Source organism: Rhizobium sp. 01N447_2 (genome assembly GCF_056399245.1).
On the sequence record NZ_JBFTQY010000015.1, the window covers coordinates 38061 to 56890 of the forward strand.

Sequence of the window (18830 nt, forward strand, 5' to 3'; positions counted from 1 at the left end):
AGGCCCCGCACGATGGCGAGGCCTTCCAAACTTCTGAACTGAAAAGCGATTATTCGGCGCTTTCGTCAGCCGCCTTCTTCTTCGGAGCAGCCTTCTTCTTCGGTGCGGCTTCTTCGCCTTCACCAGCGTCAGCTGCTTCGGCCTTGGCGGCAGCCTTCTTCTTCGGCGCGGCCTTCTTGGTCTCGGCCTTGGCTTCGCCTTCTTCCTCGGCGAGCAGTTCTTCCTTGGTCACCTTCTTGTCGGTGACGTCGATTTCGGTCAGCAGGTGATCGATGACCTTCTCTTCGAAGATCGGCGCGCGGATCGAAGCGGCGGCACCCGGCTGGCTGCGGAAGAATTCGAGGATCTGCTTTTCCTGGCCCGGATACTGGCGCAGCTGATCGTAGATGGCGCGCTGCATCTCGTCTTCGCTGACTTCGACGCCGGCCTTTTCGCCGATTTCGGAGAGAACGAGGCCGAGGCGGACGCGGCGCTCGGCGAGCGTCTTGTATTCCTCGCGAGCCTTCTCCTCGGTCGTGTCTTCGTCCTCGAAGGTCTTGCCGGATTGGGCGAGATCGTTGTTCACCTGGCTCCAGATGCCGTTATATTCGGCGTCAACCAGCGAGTTCGGGGTCTCGAACTTGTACATCTCGTCCAGCTGGTCGAGGATCTGACGCTTCAGCTTCTGGCGGGTCAGCGAACCGTACTGCGATTCGATCTGGCCACGGACGATCTCCTTCAGGCGGTCAGCCGATTCGATGCCGAGCTTGGAAGCGAGTTCATCGTTGATCTCGACAGCGGCAGGTGCCGCGACATCCTTGACAGTGACGTCGAAGGTCGCTTCCTTGCCGGCGAGGTTCTTGGCCGGATAGTCGGCCGGGAAGGTCACGGTGATGGTCTTCTCGGCGCCGGCCTTGACGCCGACGAGCTGATCTTCGAAGCCCGGGATGAAGCGGCCGGAGCCGAGCACGAGTTCGGCGCCCTGGTCGGTGCCGCCTTCGAAGGCTTCGCCGTCGACCTTGCCGACGTAATCCATGGTGATGCGGTCGCCGTCTGCGGCCTTGCCGGTCTTGGTCTCGTAAGCGCGGGCGCTTTCGGCGACCTTCAGGACCTGCTCGTTGACTTCGTCGTCCGAGATGTCGATGACTTCGCGCGTGACCTTGATGCCCTTAACCGACTTCAGTTCGATCGGCGGCAGCACTTCATAGGAGAGCGTGAATTCGAAATCCTGCTCGGCAGCGAGGATCTTGTCGGCTTCGTCCTTGTCTTCCGTCATGGCAATTTCCGGCTGCGTGGCCGATTTCTCGCCGCGGCTGGACAGGATGGCGGCCGGCTGCTCGCGGACGATCTCGTTGACGAGGTCGGCCATGATCGACTTGCCGTAGACCTTCTTGAGGTGCGCAGCGGGGACCTTGCCCGGACGGAAGCCGTTGATGCGAACCTTGTCCTTCACATCGGCAAGACGCTCATTCATCTTGTCTTGCATGTCCTTGGCCGGGATAACGACCTTGATTTCGCGCTTCAGCCCTTCAGCGAGCGTTTCGATAACCTGCATGTCTTCCTACCTTCATTTCGTGGCGGCCGTGCCCAGACGCCGTTCGTTTCGATGAGCACGACGCCGGCGATCCTGCCGCGCGTGGCTTTTCCCAATTCCTGTATCATTCCGCCCAAAGGGGAACGGCACTCGCGGGCTATTCGGGACAACTCTCGGCTGCCCTAAGCCAACCGATTTCAGTCTCCCGCCTGCAAACAGCTTGGTGCGGGTAGAGAGACTTGAACTCCCACGCCTTGCGGCACCAGAACCTAAATCTGGCGTGTCTACCAATTTCACCATACCCGCGTTCACAAAACCGCATGCCTATGCCTGCGCATGAGGCCCTCCGGAGCGCGGCGTCTCTATATCACCCGATTTGGTCGAGGCAAAGGAAAAATGAACGGCAAATGACAGGCGACTTGCGGCCCTGGAGCCGCCCTCCTCCGAAGTGCCGTCGGATCAGTAAAGCGGCTCGTCGTAAACCGGCTTGCCGTCAACCAGCAGGCTGCGGATCTGTGCGCTTCCATCAGGCGAGACACGCACTGCGATGGCGACGTTGCCGTCATTGCGGGCCTCCTCGATCGGCTTGCCCTCACCTTCAGGAACGTAGTAGCGCTCGATGCCGTATTCGACACGCATGCTGTCGCCGGCGGCAAGTCCGCCACCATAAAATGGTTGGCTGCGCAGGATCACGGTCTCCGGCTGCGTAGGCAGCTCGTGAAAGGACGATTCGGTCACCGTCCAGAAACCATCCTCCTGTTTCTTCAACCGGACCCATAGCACACGTTCGCCGGCCTCAGCCGGAATGCCGCCGGAAACCGTCTGCACCGGCACAGAGGAAATGTCGTAGTTCAAGACGACATAGTCGCCGCGCAAGAAATCGCGCGGATCGACGGGCGCCGTCTTCAGCAGCACCTCGGCGCCGTCGCTGAGGATCGACGCCCGGCTCTGGATGATCGTGCCGAGGATAAGGGTCTGCAGACCGGCGACGATGATGGCCGAAAGCAGATAGCCCTTGCCGGATTGCAGCCTCGCCATGAACGAGTTCATGCGCGCTCCCCCTGCGCATTCGCCGAAAAACGCCGTTCGAGACGGATGACCATCCAGGCGACAAGCGCCACCACGAGACCGGAGAAGAGGAAGAGGCTCGATGTGCCGAGGATTGAGCCGACGGTGACGGAGGCGAGATAAAGCATCTCGGCGGCAAAGGTCGTATAGGCGAGGTATCGCACCGCGCCGTTATCCCTGCCATGCAGGGCGATCGCCAGCACGGAAGCGGCAAGCGTCGCCACTCCGAGCACCACCAGCCGCCAGCCATCCTCGATCTCGATATGCAGCAGCAGGAAGCCGATTACGGCGACCAGGAAGCTGTAGAAGGCCGGCGCYGCACCCGCGCTTCTGACCAGGGAGGCGATACGCGGGAGCGGCAACGCCGTCAGGACGAAGGCCACCATGCCGCCGATCGCAAAGGCAAGCGCCACGGCGATCTCCTCATAAAGAGTATAGAGCCAGGCGAGCCAGCCGATCAGCAGCAGGTAGGCCAGATGGCGGGCCCGCTCGGCGCCGGTATACCGCACCAGCCCGATGACGATCACCGCCATGACAGGCGCCATCCAGGGATCGAACCCTATCCAATGTGTGTCGTTATTCTCAAGATAGACGGCAAACGACGCCCAGGAGAGGAATCCGGCGACGACGGCAACGGCGCCCGAACGGAACAGGATCGCCGAGATCGTCGCAATCGCGAACCACAGATACATCACCGTCTGCTCGTCGCCAGAGAGGTGATACATCTGTCCAACCAGCGAGATGGCGCCGCCGAAGCTCATCGCGCCGATAACCAGCAAGCCGCCTGCCGCCGCCGCCGCACCGCGGGCGAGCAGCCGGGCAGCGGCGATGTGCACGACCCAGATCAGGGCAAGGATGACGCCGACGCGGACGAGGCGCGGGATGGCCTCCCAATTGGAGGCGACGACCAGCAGAATGGCAGCGGCAAGCAGCACCGCCGCCAGCGCCATCAGCACCCTGCCGAGGCTGAAACTTGCCGGGCGGCTGTCATATTCGGCGAGAAGCGCACCTGCCGTTTCCTGCCCGAGCAGGCCCTTCCCCACCCAGAGCGAAAGATCCCGCTCCAACCTGCCGCGATACATACTCTACCTCTTATTTCCGCAACGCCGACTGCGGCCTGCGGCTCACGCCGTTATAGACGCAGGACCGGTGTTCGCAAACGCTCTGCAACAAATATACAAGTTCTTCACTGGTCTAAATAGTACCGAGTGTTAACCAGCCGCTAACGCCAGAAGCAGTAATATAAGTTTATGGACGGAGAGATATGCGTATTCCGCATATCCGGCATGAATTTATTGCACTGCACAATATTCATTAGTCATACTATTGATCAACACATCGAAGCACGGGGATGGCGCCCCGGCCCGGCATTAGCMGGACGCCCGCGGATGCTTTGTCCGTGACGAGATTCGCAGCCGCGCACTCCTCCTCCCAGCGCGCTGCGATAGACTGGCAACACTCCTCCTCCCAGTTGTCAGTCACCATAACACGCCCGCCGGATCCTCCCCCGGCGGGCGTTTTTGTTTAGCCAAAGCCTTATTAAAGCATTGGCGGTGAGAGAGTTTTCGTCGCATGGCGCCGTCATGCCACATTGTCGTCACGCCGCCCCACCAACTCTGCGACGGGATGGGCGACTTCTGATCCGAGCCGGAGCGCCTCGTTGTAGCAGAAGGACGGGCGGAACTGGCGGAGGGAGCAGCGTTTTTCCGCAGTGATCCCCATTCGCCTCTCCAAATCGAATTGCTTTCTCAAAAGTCATTCTGCCTATTCATTGACCAAAAAAACGGTAAGTCTGCGTCAAATACCCTTTGAGCATTGCAAGCTTCGCATAGGTGATCTGAAAACTTGTCTGTTTTAGTCTTTCGCGTCGCAACATATATTCCAGTCATCAAATAGAGGTCAGCGCCGATCGGTGGCTGCTGGCAGATCAAACCCTCGGAAAGGGGCTTAACATGAACTTCTCTCGCTCTTTCAATAACTGGCGCAAGTATCGTCAGACCGTCACGGAACTCGGCCGCATGACCAACCGCGAATTGCACGATCTCGGCATCGACCGTTCGGACATCCATCGCGTTGCCCGTGAGGCTTCCCACCGCTAATTCTAGGCGATCGCTGCTCCTCCCAAGCACGATTGTTCTCGATCGAAACGCCCGCTGTACCCACAGCGGGCGTTTTCTTTTGTCTGCCCGTGGTGGCCGCTGCGGTTGCAGGTTTTTCCCACTCGTTAGCCCGCTCAAAAAATATCCTCTGCTTAATTGAAGAGCATCGTAGTGCACAATTGCATGGCAGACGCCTTTTATTTGCACTGCACAATCGGACGGTTCTCGCCTATATAAACATCAACCGCAGAGAGACAGGCGATCCCGCCGTCCCGCGGACATAGGAAGAAGACAATGAACCCGATCCGCATTGCAAGAAGCTGGCTCAGCTACCGTCGTACGCTCAATGAACTCGGCGGCCTTTCGAACCAGACCCTGTCCGATATCGGCGTTAGCCGCTACGACATCCGGAATATCGCATCCCGCTCGTTCCGCTAATAGCGAGTACGATGCTTCCAAGACGGCGCCCCAGGGCGCCGTTTTTGATTCCGGGGTGTTGGATCGCACCTGCCGACATGATATCAGCCCGGAATGAACACGATCTCCTCCTATTCCCCTATCCACGTCGTCGGCGGCGGGCTTGCCGGTTCGGAAGCCGCCTGGCAGATCGCCAGTTCCGGCGTTCCGGTCATTCTGCATGAAATGCGCGGGGTGCGCGGCACGGATGCGCACAAGACCGACGGTCTTGCCGAACTCGTCTGCTCCAATTCCTTCCGGTCCGACGATGCGACCAGCAATGCCGTCGGCGTCATCCATGCCGAGATGCGCATGGCGGGTTCGCTGATCATGGCCGCTGCCGATCGGTGCCAGGTACCGGCCGGCGGTGCGCTCGCCGTCGATCGCGATGGCTTCTCCGAGGCGGTGACCAAAGCGGTCCATGACCACCCGCTCATCACCGTCGTGCGTGAAGAGGTCACCGGCCTGCCGCCGAAGGACTGGGATCTTGCCATAGTCGCCACCGGGCCGCTGACGGCGCCGTCGCTCGCGAGCGCCATCCAGGCGGAAACCGGCGAGGATTCGCTTGCCTTCTTCGACGCCATCGCGCCGATCGTCTACCGCGAGAGCATCGACATGGATATCTGCTGGTATCAGTCGCGCTACGACAAAGTCGGGCCTGGCGGCAACGGCAAGGATTACATCAACTGCCCGATGGACGAGGCGCAGTACAATGCCTTCGTCGACGCGCTGATATCAGGCGACACGGTCGGTTTCAAGGAATGGGAGGGCACGCCTTATTTCGACGGCTGCCTGCCGATCGAGGTAATGGCCGAACGCGGCCGCGAGACACTGCGCCACGGACCGATGAAGCCGATGGGGCTGACGAACGCGCATAACCCGACAGTCAAGGCCTATGCCGTCGTGCAACTGCGGCAGGACAATGCACTCGGCACGCTCTACAACATGGTCGGCTTCCAGACGAAGCTGAAATATGGCACGCAGGCAGATATCTTCCGGATGATCCCGGGTCTGGAAAATGCGGAATTTGCCCGTCTCGGCGGCCTGCACCGCAATACCTATATCAACTCCCCCACCCTGCTCGACCGGTCACTGACGCTGAAATCGCGGCCCGGCCTGCGTTTTGCCGGTCAGATCACCGGCTGTGAGGGTTATGTGGAAAGTGCCAGCGTCGGGCTCATGGCCGGGCGTTTCGCCGCCGCCGAACGCAAGGGCGAGGCGATTTCGCTGCCGCCGGCAACGACGGCGCTGGGCTCCCTGCTCGGTCATATCACCGGTGGGCACCTCGTCACCGACGAGGAGCCGGGCAAACGATCGTTCCAGCCGATGAACATCAATTTCGGGCTGTTTCCGGAGCTCCAGCCGGGGTCGATCGTCAAGCCCGAAGGCGTCAAGCGCTTCCGCGGCAAGGACAAGACGATCATGAAGCGGCAGCTGATCGCACGCCGCGCGCTTGCCGACTGCGCCGCCTGGCTCGGTCAAGAATCGACGCTTGCCGAAAACGCCTGACCGGCGTTTTCAAGCGCGTCGCATCGAACCGGCTCATGCGACCCGCTTGAAGGCTTTGCTTTTCTTTTATGCATGCCGTCCTCGCAAACCGCTGCGCAGTATTGGGCGACATGCATTACTGCTTATTCGCCGCCGAAATATTGCCGGTCGGCAGGTCCTTATCCGGCTCGGCGATATAATTGCCGAGCAGCCAGAGCGAAACCTCCGAGGCTTCCTTGGCGGAAGCGAATTCGAAATCAGCGTTGTGATAGGGTGCATCGAGGAAGTCGACCACCAGTCCCCGGCCCGTTTCCGAGCCGACGACGCGCACCCGACCCGGCTCGATCAGATGGCAGGCGAAATGGCGCGACATGTTGCGCATAAAGCCCGCCTTGTTGTCATGCAGGCGCACGAAGACGGCCTGACCGTTTTCCGTCGCCTGCAACTGACGGATCGCCTCGTTCGGAAAGGCGCGACCGAATTCGATGATGGCGAGGCCCGTGTCATGCAGGCCGTCTTCCTTGTTCTGCGCGGCCATGCGCGTTGCCACAAAAGCAATGAAAATGACGATGGCGAAAAGAACGCACCAGACGATAATGCCCACGCCGAGTCTCCGTTCAAAGGGTAGCGGTGGAAGCCTTGTAACGCGCGAGACTTGCGCGAATTTGACCGATATCAGATTTTCCGGCGGGTTGCTGCCAGTCCCATTCGCAGCTGGCGGCGCCATTGCGGCGGCTGCAGTGGTCGGTCGAACAGCAAGGCCCCTCGCTTCTGCGCCTTGACGAGCACCGGTTCGGCAAGCGTCGCCGGCAGAAAGGCTGGAAAGACGGCCGGCGCAATCGGCCCCGCCGCTCTCGCCTTCACCAGATGTTCGCGACCAAGACCGGCGAAGGCCTCGATGGCAGCAGAGATGCGCGGCCTGTCTTCGCCGGCAAGGAAGGCATCGCGGTCGAGACCGGTGGCGGAAAGGATCTGCAGCGGAATATAGACCTGGCCGCGGCGGCGATGCAGCGACATCAGCAGCAGCAATCCGGCGACCGCCTGGGCAACGCCGGCATGGCCGGCGGCGTCGGCCGAGCGTGCGGCCTCCTCCGGCGACAGCACCAGGCTTGCGAGCTGGATCAGGGCCGATGCCGTTTCGCCGGCATAGCCTTCAAGCGAAAGACGTGTCTCCATCGGATCGTCATAGAGATCGAAGGTGCGGGCCTCGATCATGTCGATCAGCGTCTTGCGCGGCAGGCGGTGCGTTTCGATCGCGATCAGAAGCGCTGCGGCGACGGGATTGGCTGCCGTCGAGCCGTGTGCGCTGCCTTCCAACAGGTCGTGCCAATATTGCAGCCGCACCTCGCCGGGCAACGGCTCGTGCACGAGATCACGGATGCGGGCAAGCTCGGCATTGAAGGCATAAAGAGCTGCAAGCGCGCCGCGCTTTGCCTCCGGCGACAGCAGACAGGCGAGATAGCGGTCGCGATCGCTGTCACGCAGCATCGCCAGGCAGATCTCCTGGTTCGTCGCAATATTCGCTTCAGTCATCGTCAGACCGCAATCAACGCCGCGGCGACGGCACGTTGCTCAGCGAGCATGATATTGAAGGTGCGCACCGCCGCTCCGGTGCTCATCGGATCGGAGGAGATACCGCGCGATTTCAGCGCCAGCTTCAATTCCTCGGGCAGGCGGCGAAGCTCGGTACCGGTGCCGACGAGCAAAACCTCGATATCACTAGCCTCATCAAGCACCCGRCGGAAATTTTCAGGCGACAGCGGTTTCGACATATCCATGTCCCAGCCATGAATGCCGGACGGCAGGCAAAGGATCGAGCCGCGATGCGACATGTCGGCAAAGCGAAAGCCGCCATTGCCGTAAGCGTCGATCGGGGCGCGCCCGGGGAAATGCGCGGCGCGGATTTCTATGCCTTTTGCCATGTTTTCAAACCACCGTACCGGATTTTACACCAGCATCCGTCTTGTTGCTCTCTTCCCCGTCGGGAGCCTCCGGCCGCAGCCGGAAGACGATCAAGACAGGAGCTGCGATATAGATCGAAGAGAAGGTGCCGAGAGCGACGCCGAAGAGCATCGCAAAGGTGAAGGAGCGGATGACTTCGCCCCCGAAGAGAAAGAGCGCGAGCAAGGCGATCAGCGTCGTCGCCGCGGTCAGAATGGTGCGTGACAGCGTCTGATTGATCGAGGCATCGATCAGGATCGGCAGCGGCATCTTCTTGTATCGCTTGAGATTCTCGCGCATTCGGTCATAGACCACGACCGTGTCGTTCAGGGAATAACCGACGATGGTCAGCACGGCGGCGATGCTCGTCAGGTTGAACTCGATGCCGGTGAGGACGAAGAGACCGARCATGATGATGACGTCGTGCAGCGTTGCGACGATGGCGCCGACGGCAAATTGCCATTCGAAGCGGATCCAGATGTAGATCAGGATCGCCGCAAGTGCTGCGAGCACACCGAGCGTCGCCATCATCGTCAATTCGCCCGAGATGGCGGGGCCGACGACGTCGACGCGGCGAAAATCATAATCTTCCTGGAGCTCACCGCGCACCAGCGTCGCCGCCGACTGCTCGGCATTCTCGCCGCCGCCCTGGGAAGCAATGCGGATCCGCGCGTTCGACGGCCCGCCCGTGCGCTCGACACTGACATTGCCGAGATTGAGATCATTGAGGCGCGAGTGGAGATCGGCGATGTCGGCATTGCCCTGCTTCGCCGTTACCTCGATGAGCGAGCCGCCGGAGAAATCGATGCCGAGATGCAGGCCGACGGTGGCAAAGGCGGCCATGGCGATCAGCGAGATGACCGCCGACGCCGTAAAGACATAGCGGCGGATTCCCATGAAGCGGATATTGGCGTGCTCGAAAAGATGGGTCAGGACGCTCTTCGGCAGATGCCGGGGATGGCGCGCGCTCAGCCAGACGGCAACGATCGAGCGCGTCAGCGTGAAAGCCGTGAAAACGGTCGTCAGGATGCCGACCGCCAGCGTCACCGCGAAACCGCGGATGGATTCGCTGCMAAGGAAAAAGAGGATGATGGCGGCGATGAAGATCGTCACATTCGCGTCGACGATCGTTGAAAATGCGCGCGAGAAACCGCGGCCGACGGCCTCCGCAAAGAAATGGGTGGTTTTTTCCTCTTCGCGGATGCGCTCGTAGATCAGTACGTTCGAATCGACGGCCATGCCGACGATCAGCACGATGCCGGCAATCCCGGGCAAGGTGAGCGTCGCACCGACAAGACTGAGCACCGCGATGATGAGGATCAGGTTGAGGAAGAGCGAGACGACGGCGATGATGCCGAGAATACGATAGAGGGCGATCATCAGTGCTGCGACCAGCACAACGGCGACAAGGCCAGCAATGAGACCGTTGAAGATGGAATCGGCGCCGAATCTCGGGCTGACGCTGCGTTCCTCAACGCTCGTCAGCGTCGCCGGCAAGGCGCCGGCGCGCAGCATGATCGCAAGGTCGCGGACGCCGTCCTCGGAGAAGTTTGCCGAAATCCGGCCTTCGCCGCCGGTGATCGCCGCATCGATGACCGGTGACGACATCACCTGGTCGTCGAAGACGATGGCGAGGTGCTTGCCGATATTCTGTTCCGTCGCCTGCGCCAGCCGCTGCGTGCCTTCCGCATCGAGACGGTAGGCAATCGAGGTCTCCTGCGTCTGCGGATCGACGATGGGCTCGATATCGACCATGTTGCTGCCGGTGACGAAAGCCGTGCGGTCGACGAGATAGGGAATCGGCGGATCGTCGAGGGAATAAAGGACTTGCGACGTTGCAGGCCAGCGGCCGTTCAGCGCCTCCTGCCCCGACATGCTTTCGTCGATCAGATGAAAGGAAAGCTTGGCGGGCTGGTTCAGGATGTTCTTCAGCCGCTCCGCATCGACCGATCCCAGCACCTGCACGACAATGCGGTCGGCGCCATCGGGGCGAACGAGGAAATCATCATGGCCGAATCCGGCGATGCGGCGGCCAACGATATCGAGCGACCGGGTCCGCGCGGAAGCGACGTCAGCGGTAATGCCGGCGTCGGAAATCTGCAGCGAGAGCTGCCCCTCCGCGCCCTGCTGCAGCGCGACCTCAGATCCGGAATGTCCACCAGCCGTCGTCAAAGGCTTCAGGAGATCGACCGCCGCCTTTATCTGGGCCGGATCGGTGATGCGGACGGTGACGGTCTGGTCATTGCCGGTCAGCCCGGTATAGCGGATGCTGGCACCGCGCAGCGCGTTACGCACGTTGGCGACCAGCTCCTCCAGGCGGTCCTTGACGACATCGGAACGCTCGACCTTCAGAACGATATGCGAGCCGCCCTGCAGGTCGAGACCGAGCGTCAAGCGGTCGTGCCCCAACCAGTCTGGCAGGGAGGATCGCTGCGCCTCGGTCAGCAGATTGGGCGCAGCGATAGCGATGGCCGCAAACGCGACCAGCCAAATCAGAAGTGTTTTCCAGCGGGAAAAATGCAACATTCTCTCGACGATCTTCCGATCCGGCGGTCCTGCCGTTGCCGCTTGTTACGCCGCGTCGGCCTTGACCGGTTCACCCTTGACGCGAATTTCTGAGATGCCGCTGCGGACGATGCGGACACGCACGCCATCAGCGATCTCGACTTCGACTTCCTTTTCGTCGACGACCTTGGTGACCTTGCCGACGAGACCGCCGCCGGTGACGACCTGGTCGCCGCGACGAATTGCCTTCAGGGTCTCCTCACGCTTTTTTGCCTGTGCGCGCTGCGGACGGATCAGCAGGAAGTACCAGACGACCATCAGCGGCACGAACAGGATGATCATTTCGAAACCGGAACCGCCGAATCCCGTTGCGGTATCGGTCGCGCTTTGGGCGAATGCCGGGGTGATGAACATGCTAAACTCCTCAGGCTTGGGCGGCGGAACTCCGCCTCTCTTTTCAGGTTGCCGGACTATAGTTACGGCTTCGATGAATGCAACAGAAACAGCCGGAAACAGTACCGATTCCGCTGCCTCATAACCTTTCCGCCGTCAAAACGCCATGCTACCCGGCATCGAAAGATCAAAGCGGATTGCCGCAGTGAGAAATCAGGAGGCCACCGATGACCGAGGAAATCAACACAGCCCTGCTCGCCGAACTGAGACGGCTCGCAGACGCCGTCGAGCGTCTTGCCGGACCGGCACCCGCCCTCAACGATTGGGATGCTGCCGACTGTTTCGTCTGGGCGCCTTTGCGCCAGCATCTGCAGCCGGTCAAGAGACCGAACCGGGTGGCGTTGAAGCTCATCCGCGGCGTTGATCATGTGCGCGACATCCTGCATGAGAATACGGTGCGTTTCGCCGAGGGTTATGCCGCCAACAATGTGTTGCTCTGGGGCGCGCGCGGCATGGGCAAATCCTCGCTGGTCAAGGCCGTACACGAGGATGTCAGGCGCGAAAGCAGCGTCTTGCTGAAGCTGGTCGAAGTCCATCGCGAGGATATCGCCACCCTCCCCCATCTGCTCGACCTCCTGAAGGACACGCCGTACCGCGTGATCGTCTTCTGCGACGATCTCTCCTTCGATCACGATGACACCGCTTACAAATCGCTGAAGGCAGCACTCGACGGCGGCGTCGAGGGGCGGCCGGACAATGTGCTCTTTTACGCCACCTCCAACCGGCGCCATCTCCTGCCGCGCCACATGATGGAAAACGAGCAGTCGACGGCGATCAATCCGTCAGAGGCGGTCGAGGAAAAGGTTTCGCTTTCCGACCGCTTCGGCCTCTGGCTCGGCTTCCACAAATGCAGCCAGGAGGATTATCTCGGCATGATCGACGGCTATGCCGATCACTTCAAGATCGGGCTCGAACGCGACAAGATGCATGCCGAGGCGCTGGAATGGGCAACGACCCGCGGCGCACGCTCCGGCCGCGTCGCCTGGCAGTATATCCAGGACCTGGCCGGACGCATGCGCGTTCACATCGACCGAGGCTAGAGCGCGTCGCTTCAATCCGAATGCACGCGACGCGTTTTAGGTCTTTGTCGCTTGTCCCAAAACCGCTGCGCATTTTTGCGCGACATGCATAAATGACAAAAGCCCGGCTGGTGGCCGGGCTTTTGCGTTTCCTGGTACGCTATACCTATTCSAGGAAAGTSATCGGGTTSACMGGRGWYGCGTCCTTGCGSACYTCGAARTGRACCTGCGGCTGCTTGACGTYGCCGCTCATGCCGGAGACGGCAACCGTCTGGCCGCGCTGGATCTTCTGGCCGCGGGTGACGCTCAGCGTATCGGCGTTGCCGTAGACGGTAACGGTGCCATCGTCGTGACGGACGAGAACCGTGTTGCCGAGTTCCTTCAGGCCGTTGCCGGCATAAATGACGACGCCGTTTTCAGCGGCCTTGATCGGCGTGCCCTGCGGTACCGAGATGTCGATGCCGTCATTGCGGTTGCCGTTGACGTTGGCGCCGTATGAAGCAATGACCTGGCCGCGCACCGGCCAACGGTATTTGCCGATGCCGGTTGATTCCGGCGCGGCGGAGCTGACGTCCGACTTCTTCTCGGCATCGTCGACGGTCTGGGTGGCGGCCGGCGCCTTATAGGGCGCGGGCTGAACGGAAGCCGTCTGCTGGGCAGCCGCCGGCTGGGTCGGCTTCGGATCGACCTTCTCGGCCGGGATCGAGGCCGTCTTGATATTGTCGGCGGTGCCGTTCGGGATCTTCAGGGACTGACCGATGCGGAGCGAGTTGGCCGACAGATTATTGGCGGCCTTGAGGTCGTCGACATTGCTGCCAGTCGCCTTGGCAATCTTTGCCAGGGAATCACCTTGCTTGACGACATAGGTGCCGGCAGGCGCCTTCGGATCCTTGCCGGTGCCGGCGGGAATTTTGCCGGTGATATCGGCACTCGCCAGCGTCTTGTCGCGGGCGGAATTGGCGCCCGGAATGACGGCAACGTTCTGCTCAGGCGCCTTCGGCGCATCCGGCATCTTGCCGGGCTTGGAAAGGTCAGCCGCCTGCGATGCCGCCTTGGCGGCATTGCCGCCGTTGAATGTCGGGATCAGGATCGCCTGGCCGGGCTGGGCAGCAGATGCCGTCTTCAGAGCATTGACGCGCAGAATTTCCTTTTCCGGTACGCCAAAACGCCTGGAGAGGGTGGCGATGCTTTCACCCGGACGCAGCGTCACCGACGGAGCGTTGGTGGCGGACCAGCCGGAAACCTTCGGCGTCGTGCCGGTCGTCAGCGTATCGGGCGTCATCTTCGGCGCAGCCGGCGCGACCAATCGGGGCTTTTCAGCCTGCGGCGCAGACGGGAAAGGTTGGGCGAGCGCAACTTCCTTTTCCCGCTGCCGGGAGGGGGCAACAGCCGTCGGCGCGGCCAGATCGGAACGCTGCACCGAGACCGGCGCCGAAGCGAGACGCGCGCTCGAGCTCGACGTGCGGGTCGGATCGTAACCCTGGCGTGCGGGATAAGGCTGGTTCAGCGCGTCATTGCCGCCGCCGTAGCCCGACTGGCTGGCAACGGCCGAACCGCCGAGATCGGCGCGCGGCACCGGATCGCCCTGAGAACCGTTCATATTCCTGCGCGGAATGGAACTTGTAGTGATCTGGTCCTGCCCGGAGGAGGAAAACAAGCCGCCAAACCGTGTCACATCGGAACTGCAGCCCGTTGCGGCACTTGCCAGCAGGCAAACAACCAGAAGATTACCGGCAGACTTCCCGAACTTTGGCGAAAGACTGAAACTCATGACTCGACCCACTGAGAACGCAACCATTTGTGAGTCTATTAAAACGCGTTAGTATTACCACGCGGTTAAGATGCTGGAATCAGTGCGATATTTTTGAGAAGTTGATAACCATAGCTTACGGGTGAAAAATCGCAGTGTGCCGCGCATGATGCCAAAAAGCCGGTGCGGCTTTCGCACAACCTCATGCTCTGTTTTCTTGATGGTCGGATTTCAGGCCGATGCGGCCGGAAATCACCCACATCTACAGCAGCGAGGCAAGGCGCGGAACGATCGGCAGATATGGAGCGTCGAACAGTTCCTCGCGTTCGAAACGGCTGCCGGTTTTCGTCAGCCGCACCATGCGACACTCGTTCTCGGAAATCATCAGCGGCGCGATCATCGAGCCGCCGGAAACGAGCTGGTCGGTATAAAAGCGCGGCATCGCGTTGAAGGCGGCCGTCACCAGGATGCGGTCGAAGGTGCCCTCACCCTGCATGCCGGCGCTGCCGTCGGCGTGGCGGATGATGACGCTGCGCAGGCCAAGCGATTCCATGCGTCGCTGCGCTGCCGTCGTCAGCGTCTTGTAGCGGTCGATGGACAGGACACGCTCGGCCATGCGGCCCATGACGGCGGCGGTAAAGCCGCTTCCGGTGCCGATCTCCAGGACGCGCTGGCCGGGCTTGAGCTTCAGGTGATGCAGGATGCGGACGGCAAAATCGATGCCTTCGAGAAAAGAGCCGCATTCGATCGGGATCGTCCGGCTCGAATAGGCGTCGTCGGCAAATTGCGGCGGTACAAACTGTGAGCGCTGCGTCTGCTCGACCGCCGTCAGCAGATCGAGGTCGGAGATGCCTTCGGCACGCAATCTAAGGACGAGCGCAGCAAAGCCCTCCTTCTCCGCCAGTCTTGCCGTCAAACTTGTGCTCCGTATCCCAAGGCCCGCGCCACGCGGTCCGTCACGGAATAATCGGTCAGATCCAGTTTCAAAGGCGTTACCGAAATCTTATTATGCTTCAGCGCGTGAATATCGGTGCCTTCGATGAAGGCGCCGGCGCGTTCGCCAAACTTCAGCCAGTAGTAAGGAAACCCCCGGCCGTCAGAGCGGGCGTCGACCTGCAGATTGAAGGCCAGCTTGCCCTGCATGGTCACCTCGGCGCCATCGACTTCGTCGGGACGGCAGTTCGGGAAGTTGAGATTGAGGAACGTACCCTCCGGCAGGTCCAGGACCATCAGCTTTTCCAGAAGAGCCGGGGCATGCGTCTCACAGACCTCCCAGGGCACGATGCGCGCGCCGTCCTCATAGAGATAGGCCTGGCTCAGCGCGAAGGAGCGCACGCCCTGCATGGTGCCCTCGATGGCGCCGGCAATCGTGCCGGAATAGGTCACGTCGTCGGCAACGTTCGAGCCTGAATTGACGCCGGACAGGACAAGGTCCGGTTTGATGTCCATCACCTGCCTGATGCCCATGATGACGCAATCGGTCGGCGTGCCGCGCAGGGCGAAATGCTTCTCGGAAATCTTGCGCAGCCGCAGAGGTTCGGAGAGGCTCAGCGAATGGGCAAGACCGCTCTGGTCGGTCTCGGGCGCCACGATCCAGACATCGTCGGACAGCGTGCGCGCGATCCGCTCCAGCGCAGCAAGGCCTTCGGCGTGAATGCCGTCGTCATTCGTAAGCAGGATGCGCATCGCCTCAGGCCGCCCGTTCGATCTTGGTCAATCCGCCCATATAAGGCAGCAAAACGTCCGGAATCGTGACGGAACCGTCCTCATTCAGATAATTTTCGAGGACTGCGATCAGGCAACGGCCGACGGCCGTGCCGGAACCGTTCAGCGTGTGGACGAACCTGTTGCTCTTGTCTTCCTTGCCGCGGTACCGCGCATTCATTCGGCGACCCTGAAAATCGCCGCAGACCGAGCAAGAGGAGATTTCACGGAAGGCATTCTGCCCCGGCAGCCAGACTTCGAGATCGTAGGTCTTGCGCGAGCCGAAGCCCATGTCGCCGGTGCAAAGCGTCATGGTGCGGAAATGCAAGCCGAGGCGTTTCAGCACTTCCTCGGCGCAGGCGGTCATGCGTTCATGCTCGGCAACAGCGCTCTCGGCATCGGTGATCGAAACGAGCTCGCATTTCCAGAACTGATGCTGGCGCAGCATGCCGCGCGTATCGCGGCCGGCGGAGCCCGCTTCCGAGCGGAAGGACGGCGTCAGCGCGGTGAAGCGAAGCGGCAGCTTCTCCTGATCGAGGATTTCCTCGCGCACCAGATTGGTCAGCGTCACTTCAGCCGTCGGAATCAACCAGCGGCCGTCCGTCGTCCTGAAGAGATCCTCGGCGAATTTCGGCAGCTGGGCGGTGCCATAAACGGCCTCGTCGCGCACCATCAGTGGCGAGCTGACTTCGGTATAGCCGTGCTCGCTGGTGTGGAGATCGATCATGAACTGGCCGAGCGCGCGCTCGAGCTTGGCGAGCGGCCCGGTCAGAACCGTGAAGCGCGAGCCGGAAAGCTTGGCGGCGCGCTCGAAATCCATATAACCGAGCGCCTCGCCGATTTCGAAGTGCTCCTTCGGCGCGTGGTTCCAGCGCGGCTTTTCACCGACGGTGCGGGTGACGACATTGTCATGCTCGTCCTTACCCACAGGAACGTCGTCGAAGGGGATGTTCGGGATGCGCGAGAGCGCGTCGTTGAGCTCGGCCGTCAGTTGCCGGTCTTCTTCCTCGACCGCCGGCAGCAGAGTTTTGAATTCGGCGACCTCGGCTTTCAGCTTCTCGGCAAGTTCGCTATTCTTCTGGGCCATCGCCGCGCCAATCTCCTTGGAGGCGATGTTGCGGCGAGACAGCAAGTCCTGCGCCTTCTGCACGGCGGAGCGGCGCTTTTCATCGAGGGCAACGAGGCTTTGGGCCAGAGGCTCCGCACCGCGCTTGGCAAGGGCGGCATCGAGCGCTTCGGGATTCTCACGGATCCATTTGATATCGAGCATCGTTGTTCCAGGTCGTTGCAACAGAGATGACCCGGCCAAAGCCTGATCGGGCCTCGACCGGATGTGAAACGGCGTTCACAAAGGGGATTGGGATCGCCGCTCAGACGCTGTCCGTCTTGGCAACGTCCGCGGATCCGGTGTCCTTTTCGACCGCCTGCCGGGCACGCTGGCGCTCCACGAGTCGCGCCGCATAGATGGAAATCTCGTAGAGAAGGATCGTCGGTATCGCAAGGCCGATCTGGGACATCGGGTCCGGCGGCGTCAGCACGGCGGCAACGACGAAGGCGAGGACGATGGCAAACTTGCGCTTTTCGGCGAGCCATTGCGAGGTCAAAAGACCGACACGGGCGAGCAGCGTGGTGACGACGGGAAGCTGGAAGACGAGGCCGAAGGAGAAGACCAGCGTCATGATCAGGCTCAGATATTCCGAGACCTTCGGCATCAGCGAGATCGCTATTTCGTCATGACCCGGCGCCTGCTGCATCGACAGGAAGAACCACATGACCATCGGCGTGAAGAAGAAATAGACGAGCGCGCCGCCCATCAGGAACAGGACCGGCGAGGCGATCAGGAACGGCAGGAAAGCCTGGCGCTCATTCTTGTAGAGACCGGGTGCCACGAACTTGTAGACCTGGGCGGCAATGATCGGGAACGCGACCACAAGGCCGCCGAACATCGCCACCTTGACCTGCGTGAAGAAGAATTCCTGCGGTGCGGTGTAGATGAGCTGGGCTTTCTCGACGTCGAGATGCGCCCACACGACGGCTGTCTTGTAGGGAATGACCAGATAGTTGAAGAGATGCTTGGCAAAAAAGAAGCATGCGATGAAGGCGACGAAAAACGCGCCGATCGACCACATCAGCCGCGTGCGCAGCTCCATCAGGTGCTCGATCAACGGCTGCGGCTTGTCTTCGATGTCACCGCTCATGCCTCGTCCTTCTTCGTCTGCGCCGGCTTCTTCGGCGTTGCAGGCTTCTTGACTGCCGTCGTGCGTTTCGGTTTTTCCACAGGTACGGCAACGGCAGCCACAGCATCGACCTTGTCGGCAGCCTTGACGCGCGGCTTGCGCACGGCCTTCGGCTTGGCGGCAACCGTATCGGCTTGCACAATCGCTGCGGCGACGGGTTCCGACGCCGCAGGTGTCGCTACCAATGGCGGCGTTTCCGGCAAGCTCATCGAAGGCGTCGGGGCTGCGACAGCATCTGGAGGCACCTCGGTCTTGTTTTCCGTGACTGTGGTCGCCTTCTGCAGGTCGGCCTTGATCTCGTTGCCCATCTGGCGGAGCGGGTTCATCGCCTCGCGCAGGCTGTTGACCGGGTTGAGCTTCTGGGCGTCGCTGATCGTCTGGCGGACATCGTCAAGCTCGGCTTCGCGCAACGCTTCATCGAACTGCGCACGGAAATCACCCGCAACCTTGCGGGCGCGCTGCGTCATCTTGCCGAAAGCGCGCAGCATCGGCGGCAAATCCTTGGGACCGACGACCACGATCAGTACGACCGCGATGACCAAAAGCTCGGTCCAGCCAATATCGAACATGCAAGGCTCCTGGACGGGAAGCGCGGGG

At 61.2% G+C, this 18830-nt stretch carries 19 protein-coding genes and 1 tRNA gene; 4 read left to right on the top strand and 16 right to left on the bottom strand.

Annotation, left to right across the window (positions count from 1 at the left end; translation table 11 throughout):
- Positions 1–49: 49 nt before the first annotated feature.
- The 5 genes from tig to AC1ECN_RS12650 all read right to left on the bottom strand — a co-directional run bounded on the left by tig (position 50) and on the right by AC1ECN_RS12650 (position 4303).
- Positions 50–1534, bottom strand: a complete 1485-nt coding sequence (tig, locus tag AC1ECN_RS12630; protein ID WP_018073391.1) for a trigger factor — start codon at positions 1532–1534, stop codon at positions 50–52.
- A gap of 200 nt (positions 1535–1734) precedes the next feature.
- Positions 1735–1819 (bottom strand) — tRNA-Leu (locus AC1ECN_RS12635).
- A gap of 153 nt (positions 1820–1972) precedes the next feature.
- On the bottom strand, positions 1973–2563 hold the full coding sequence (locus AC1ECN_RS12640; protein ID WP_130672476.1) for a GDYXXLXY domain-containing protein: 591 nt from the start codon (positions 2561–2563) through the stop codon (positions 1973–1975).
- Entirely contained in the window at positions 2560–3663 is a 1104-nt protein-coding gene (locus AC1ECN_RS12645) for a DUF2157 domain-containing protein (protein ID WP_130672475.1), read from the bottom strand. The genes AC1ECN_RS12640 and AC1ECN_RS12645 overlap by 4 nt, the downstream gene beginning before the upstream one ends.
- Before the next feature lie 499 nt (positions 3664–4162).
- Positions 4163–4303 (bottom strand): hypothetical protein, encoded by a 141-nt coding sequence (locus AC1ECN_RS12650; protein WP_163862013.1) that lies wholly within the window; start codon positions 4301–4303, stop codon positions 4163–4165.
- A gap of 230 nt (positions 4304–4533) precedes the next feature.
- Here AC1ECN_RS12650 and AC1ECN_RS12655 point away from each other — a divergent pair, with 230 nt between their 5' ends.
- The 3 genes from AC1ECN_RS12655 to trmFO all read left to right on the top strand — a co-directional run bounded on the left by AC1ECN_RS12655 (position 4534) and on the right by trmFO (position 6645).
- On the top strand, positions 4534–4680 hold the full coding sequence (locus tag AC1ECN_RS12655) for a DUF1127 domain-containing protein (RefSeq protein WP_003539019.1): 147 nt from the start codon (positions 4534–4536) through the stop codon (positions 4678–4680).
- Positions 4681–4974: 294 nt separating this feature from the next.
- Positions 4975–5118 (top strand): DUF1127 domain-containing protein, encoded by a 144-nt coding sequence (locus tag AC1ECN_RS12660; RefSeq protein WP_003539017.1) that lies wholly within the window; start codon positions 4975–4977, stop codon positions 5116–5118.
- A 93-nt stretch (positions 5119–5211) separates the two neighbouring features.
- On the top strand, positions 5212–6645 hold the full coding sequence (gene trmFO, locus AC1ECN_RS12665) for a methylenetetrahydrofolate--tRNA-(uracil(54)-C(5))-methyltransferase (FADH(2)-oxidizing) TrmFO (RefSeq protein ID WP_130672474.1): 1434 nt from the start codon (positions 5212–5214) through the stop codon (positions 6643–6645).
- Positions 6646–6760: 115 nt separating this feature from the next.
- Here the strand turns inward: trmFO and AC1ECN_RS12670 are convergent, their stop codons facing one another.
- The 5 genes from AC1ECN_RS12670 to yajC all read right to left on the bottom strand — a co-directional run bounded on the left by AC1ECN_RS12670 (position 6761) and on the right by yajC (position 11484).
- Positions 6761–7228, bottom strand: coding sequence for a hypothetical protein (locus AC1ECN_RS12670; protein ID WP_024320662.1), 468 nt, complete (start codon positions 7226–7228; stop codon positions 6761–6763).
- Positions 7229–7299: 71 nt separating this feature from the next.
- The gene (locus AC1ECN_RS12675) at positions 7300–8157 is read right to left on the bottom strand and encodes a phytoene/squalene synthase family protein (protein WP_130672473.1); all 858 of its coding nucleotides are present in this window, start codon (positions 8155–8157) and stop codon (positions 7300–7302) included.
- Positions 8158–8159: 2 nt separating this feature from the next.
- Positions 8160–8546 carry an Mth938-like domain-containing protein gene (locus AC1ECN_RS12680; RefSeq protein ID WP_018241804.1) on the bottom strand — a complete coding sequence of 129 codons (387 nt, stop codon included), beginning with the start codon at positions 8544–8546 and terminating at the stop codon, positions 8160–8162.
- A gap of 4 nt (positions 8547–8550) precedes the next feature.
- On the bottom strand, positions 8551–11091 hold the full coding sequence (gene secDF / locus AC1ECN_RS12685; RefSeq protein ID WP_477953099.1) for a protein translocase subunit SecDF: 2541 nt from the start codon (positions 11089–11091) through the stop codon (positions 8551–8553).
- Positions 11092–11136: 45 nt separating this feature from the next.
- A complete protein-coding gene (yajC, locus tag AC1ECN_RS12690; protein WP_003558894.1) occupies positions 11137–11484 on the bottom strand; it encodes a preprotein translocase subunit YajC in 348 nt (115 codons plus the stop codon).
- Positions 11485–11690: 206 nt separating this feature from the next.
- Here yajC and AC1ECN_RS12695 point away from each other — a divergent pair, with 206 nt between their 5' ends.
- The gene (locus AC1ECN_RS12695; protein ID WP_105005824.1) at positions 11691–12563 is read left to right on the top strand and encodes an ATP-binding protein; all 873 of its coding nucleotides are present in this window, start codon (positions 11691–11693) and stop codon (positions 12561–12563) included.
- A 145-nt stretch (positions 12564–12708) separates the two neighbouring features.
- Here the strand turns inward: AC1ECN_RS12695 and AC1ECN_RS12700 are convergent, their stop codons facing one another.
- The 6 genes from AC1ECN_RS12700 to tatB form a co-directional block, all read right to left on the bottom strand.
- Entirely contained in the window at positions 12709–14313 is a 1605-nt protein-coding gene (locus tag AC1ECN_RS12700) for a peptidoglycan DD-metalloendopeptidase family protein (RefSeq protein ID WP_477953101.1), read from the bottom strand.
- Between the two features lie 241 nt (positions 14314–14554).
- Positions 14555–15208 carry a protein-L-isoaspartate(D-aspartate) O-methyltransferase gene (locus AC1ECN_RS12705; RefSeq protein WP_064251154.1) on the bottom strand — a complete coding sequence of 218 codons (654 nt, stop codon included), beginning with the start codon at positions 15206–15208 and terminating at the stop codon, positions 14555–14557.
- Complete coding sequence (gene surE, locus AC1ECN_RS12710) at positions 15205–15978, bottom strand: 5'/3'-nucleotidase SurE (protein WP_018481196.1); 774 nt, start codon at positions 15976–15978, stop codon at positions 15205–15207. Before surE ends, AC1ECN_RS12705 begins: the two co-directional genes overlap by 4 nt.
- Before the next feature lie 4 nt (positions 15979–15982).
- Positions 15983–17266 (bottom strand): serine--tRNA ligase, encoded by a 1284-nt coding sequence (gene serS, locus AC1ECN_RS12715; protein WP_024320657.1) that lies wholly within the window; start codon positions 17264–17266, stop codon positions 15983–15985.
- Positions 17267–17366: 100 nt separating this feature from the next.
- A complete protein-coding gene (gene tatC / locus AC1ECN_RS12720) occupies positions 17367–18194 on the bottom strand; it encodes a twin-arginine translocase subunit TatC (protein ID WP_003558883.1) in 828 nt (275 codons plus the stop codon).
- Positions 18191–18802 (bottom strand): Sec-independent protein translocase protein TatB, encoded by a 612-nt coding sequence (tatB, locus tag AC1ECN_RS12725; protein WP_024320656.1) that lies wholly within the window; start codon positions 18800–18802, stop codon positions 18191–18193. The genes tatC and tatB overlap by 4 nt, the downstream gene beginning before the upstream one ends.
- Positions 18803–18830: the final 28 nt, after the last annotated feature.

Coding starts and splice junctions, on each gene's coding strand:
- tig (WP_018073391.1), bottom strand. CDS start 1,534: ATGCAGGTTATCGAAACGCTCGCTGAAGGGCTGAAGCGCGAAATCAAG.
- AC1ECN_RS12640 (WP_130672476.1), bottom strand. CDS start 2,563: ATGAACTCGTTCATGGCGAGGCTGCAATCCGGCAAGGGCTATCTGCTT.
- AC1ECN_RS12650 (WP_163862013.1), bottom strand. CDS start 4,303: ATGGGGATCACTGCGGAAAAACGCTGCTCCCTCCGCCAGTTCCGCCCG.
- AC1ECN_RS12655 (WP_003539019.1), top strand. CDS start 4,534: ATGAACTTCTCTCGCTCTTTCAATAACTGGCGCAAGTATCGTCAGACC.
- AC1ECN_RS12660 (WP_003539017.1), top strand. CDS start 4,975: ATGAACCCGATCCGCATTGCAAGAAGCTGGCTCAGCTACCGTCGTACG.
- trmFO (WP_130672474.1), top strand. CDS start 5,212: ATGAACACGATCTCCTCCTATTCCCCTATCCACGTCGTCGGCGGCGGG.
- AC1ECN_RS12675 (WP_130672473.1), bottom strand. CDS start 8,157: ATGACTGAAGCGAATATTGCGACGAACCAGGAGATCTGCCTGGCGATG.
- yajC (WP_003558894.1), bottom strand. CDS start 11,484: ATGTTCATCACCCCGGCATTCGCCCAAAGCGCGACCGATACCGCAACG.
- AC1ECN_RS12695 (WP_105005824.1), top strand. CDS start 11,691: ATGACCGAGGAAATCAACACAGCCCTGCTCGCCGAACTGAGACGGCTC.
- surE (WP_018481196.1), bottom strand. CDS start 15,978: ATGCGCATCCTGCTTACGAATGACGACGGCATTCACGCCGAAGGCCTT.
- serS (WP_024320657.1), bottom strand. CDS start 17,266: ATGCTCGATATCAAATGGATCCGTGAGAATCCCGAAGCGCTCGATGCC.
- tatC (WP_003558883.1), bottom strand. CDS start 18,194: ATGAGCGGTGACATCGAAGACAAGCCGCAGCCGTTGATCGAGCACCTG.
- tatB (WP_024320656.1), bottom strand. CDS start 18,802: ATGTTCGATATTGGCTGGACCGAGCTTTTGGTCATCGCGGTCGTACTG.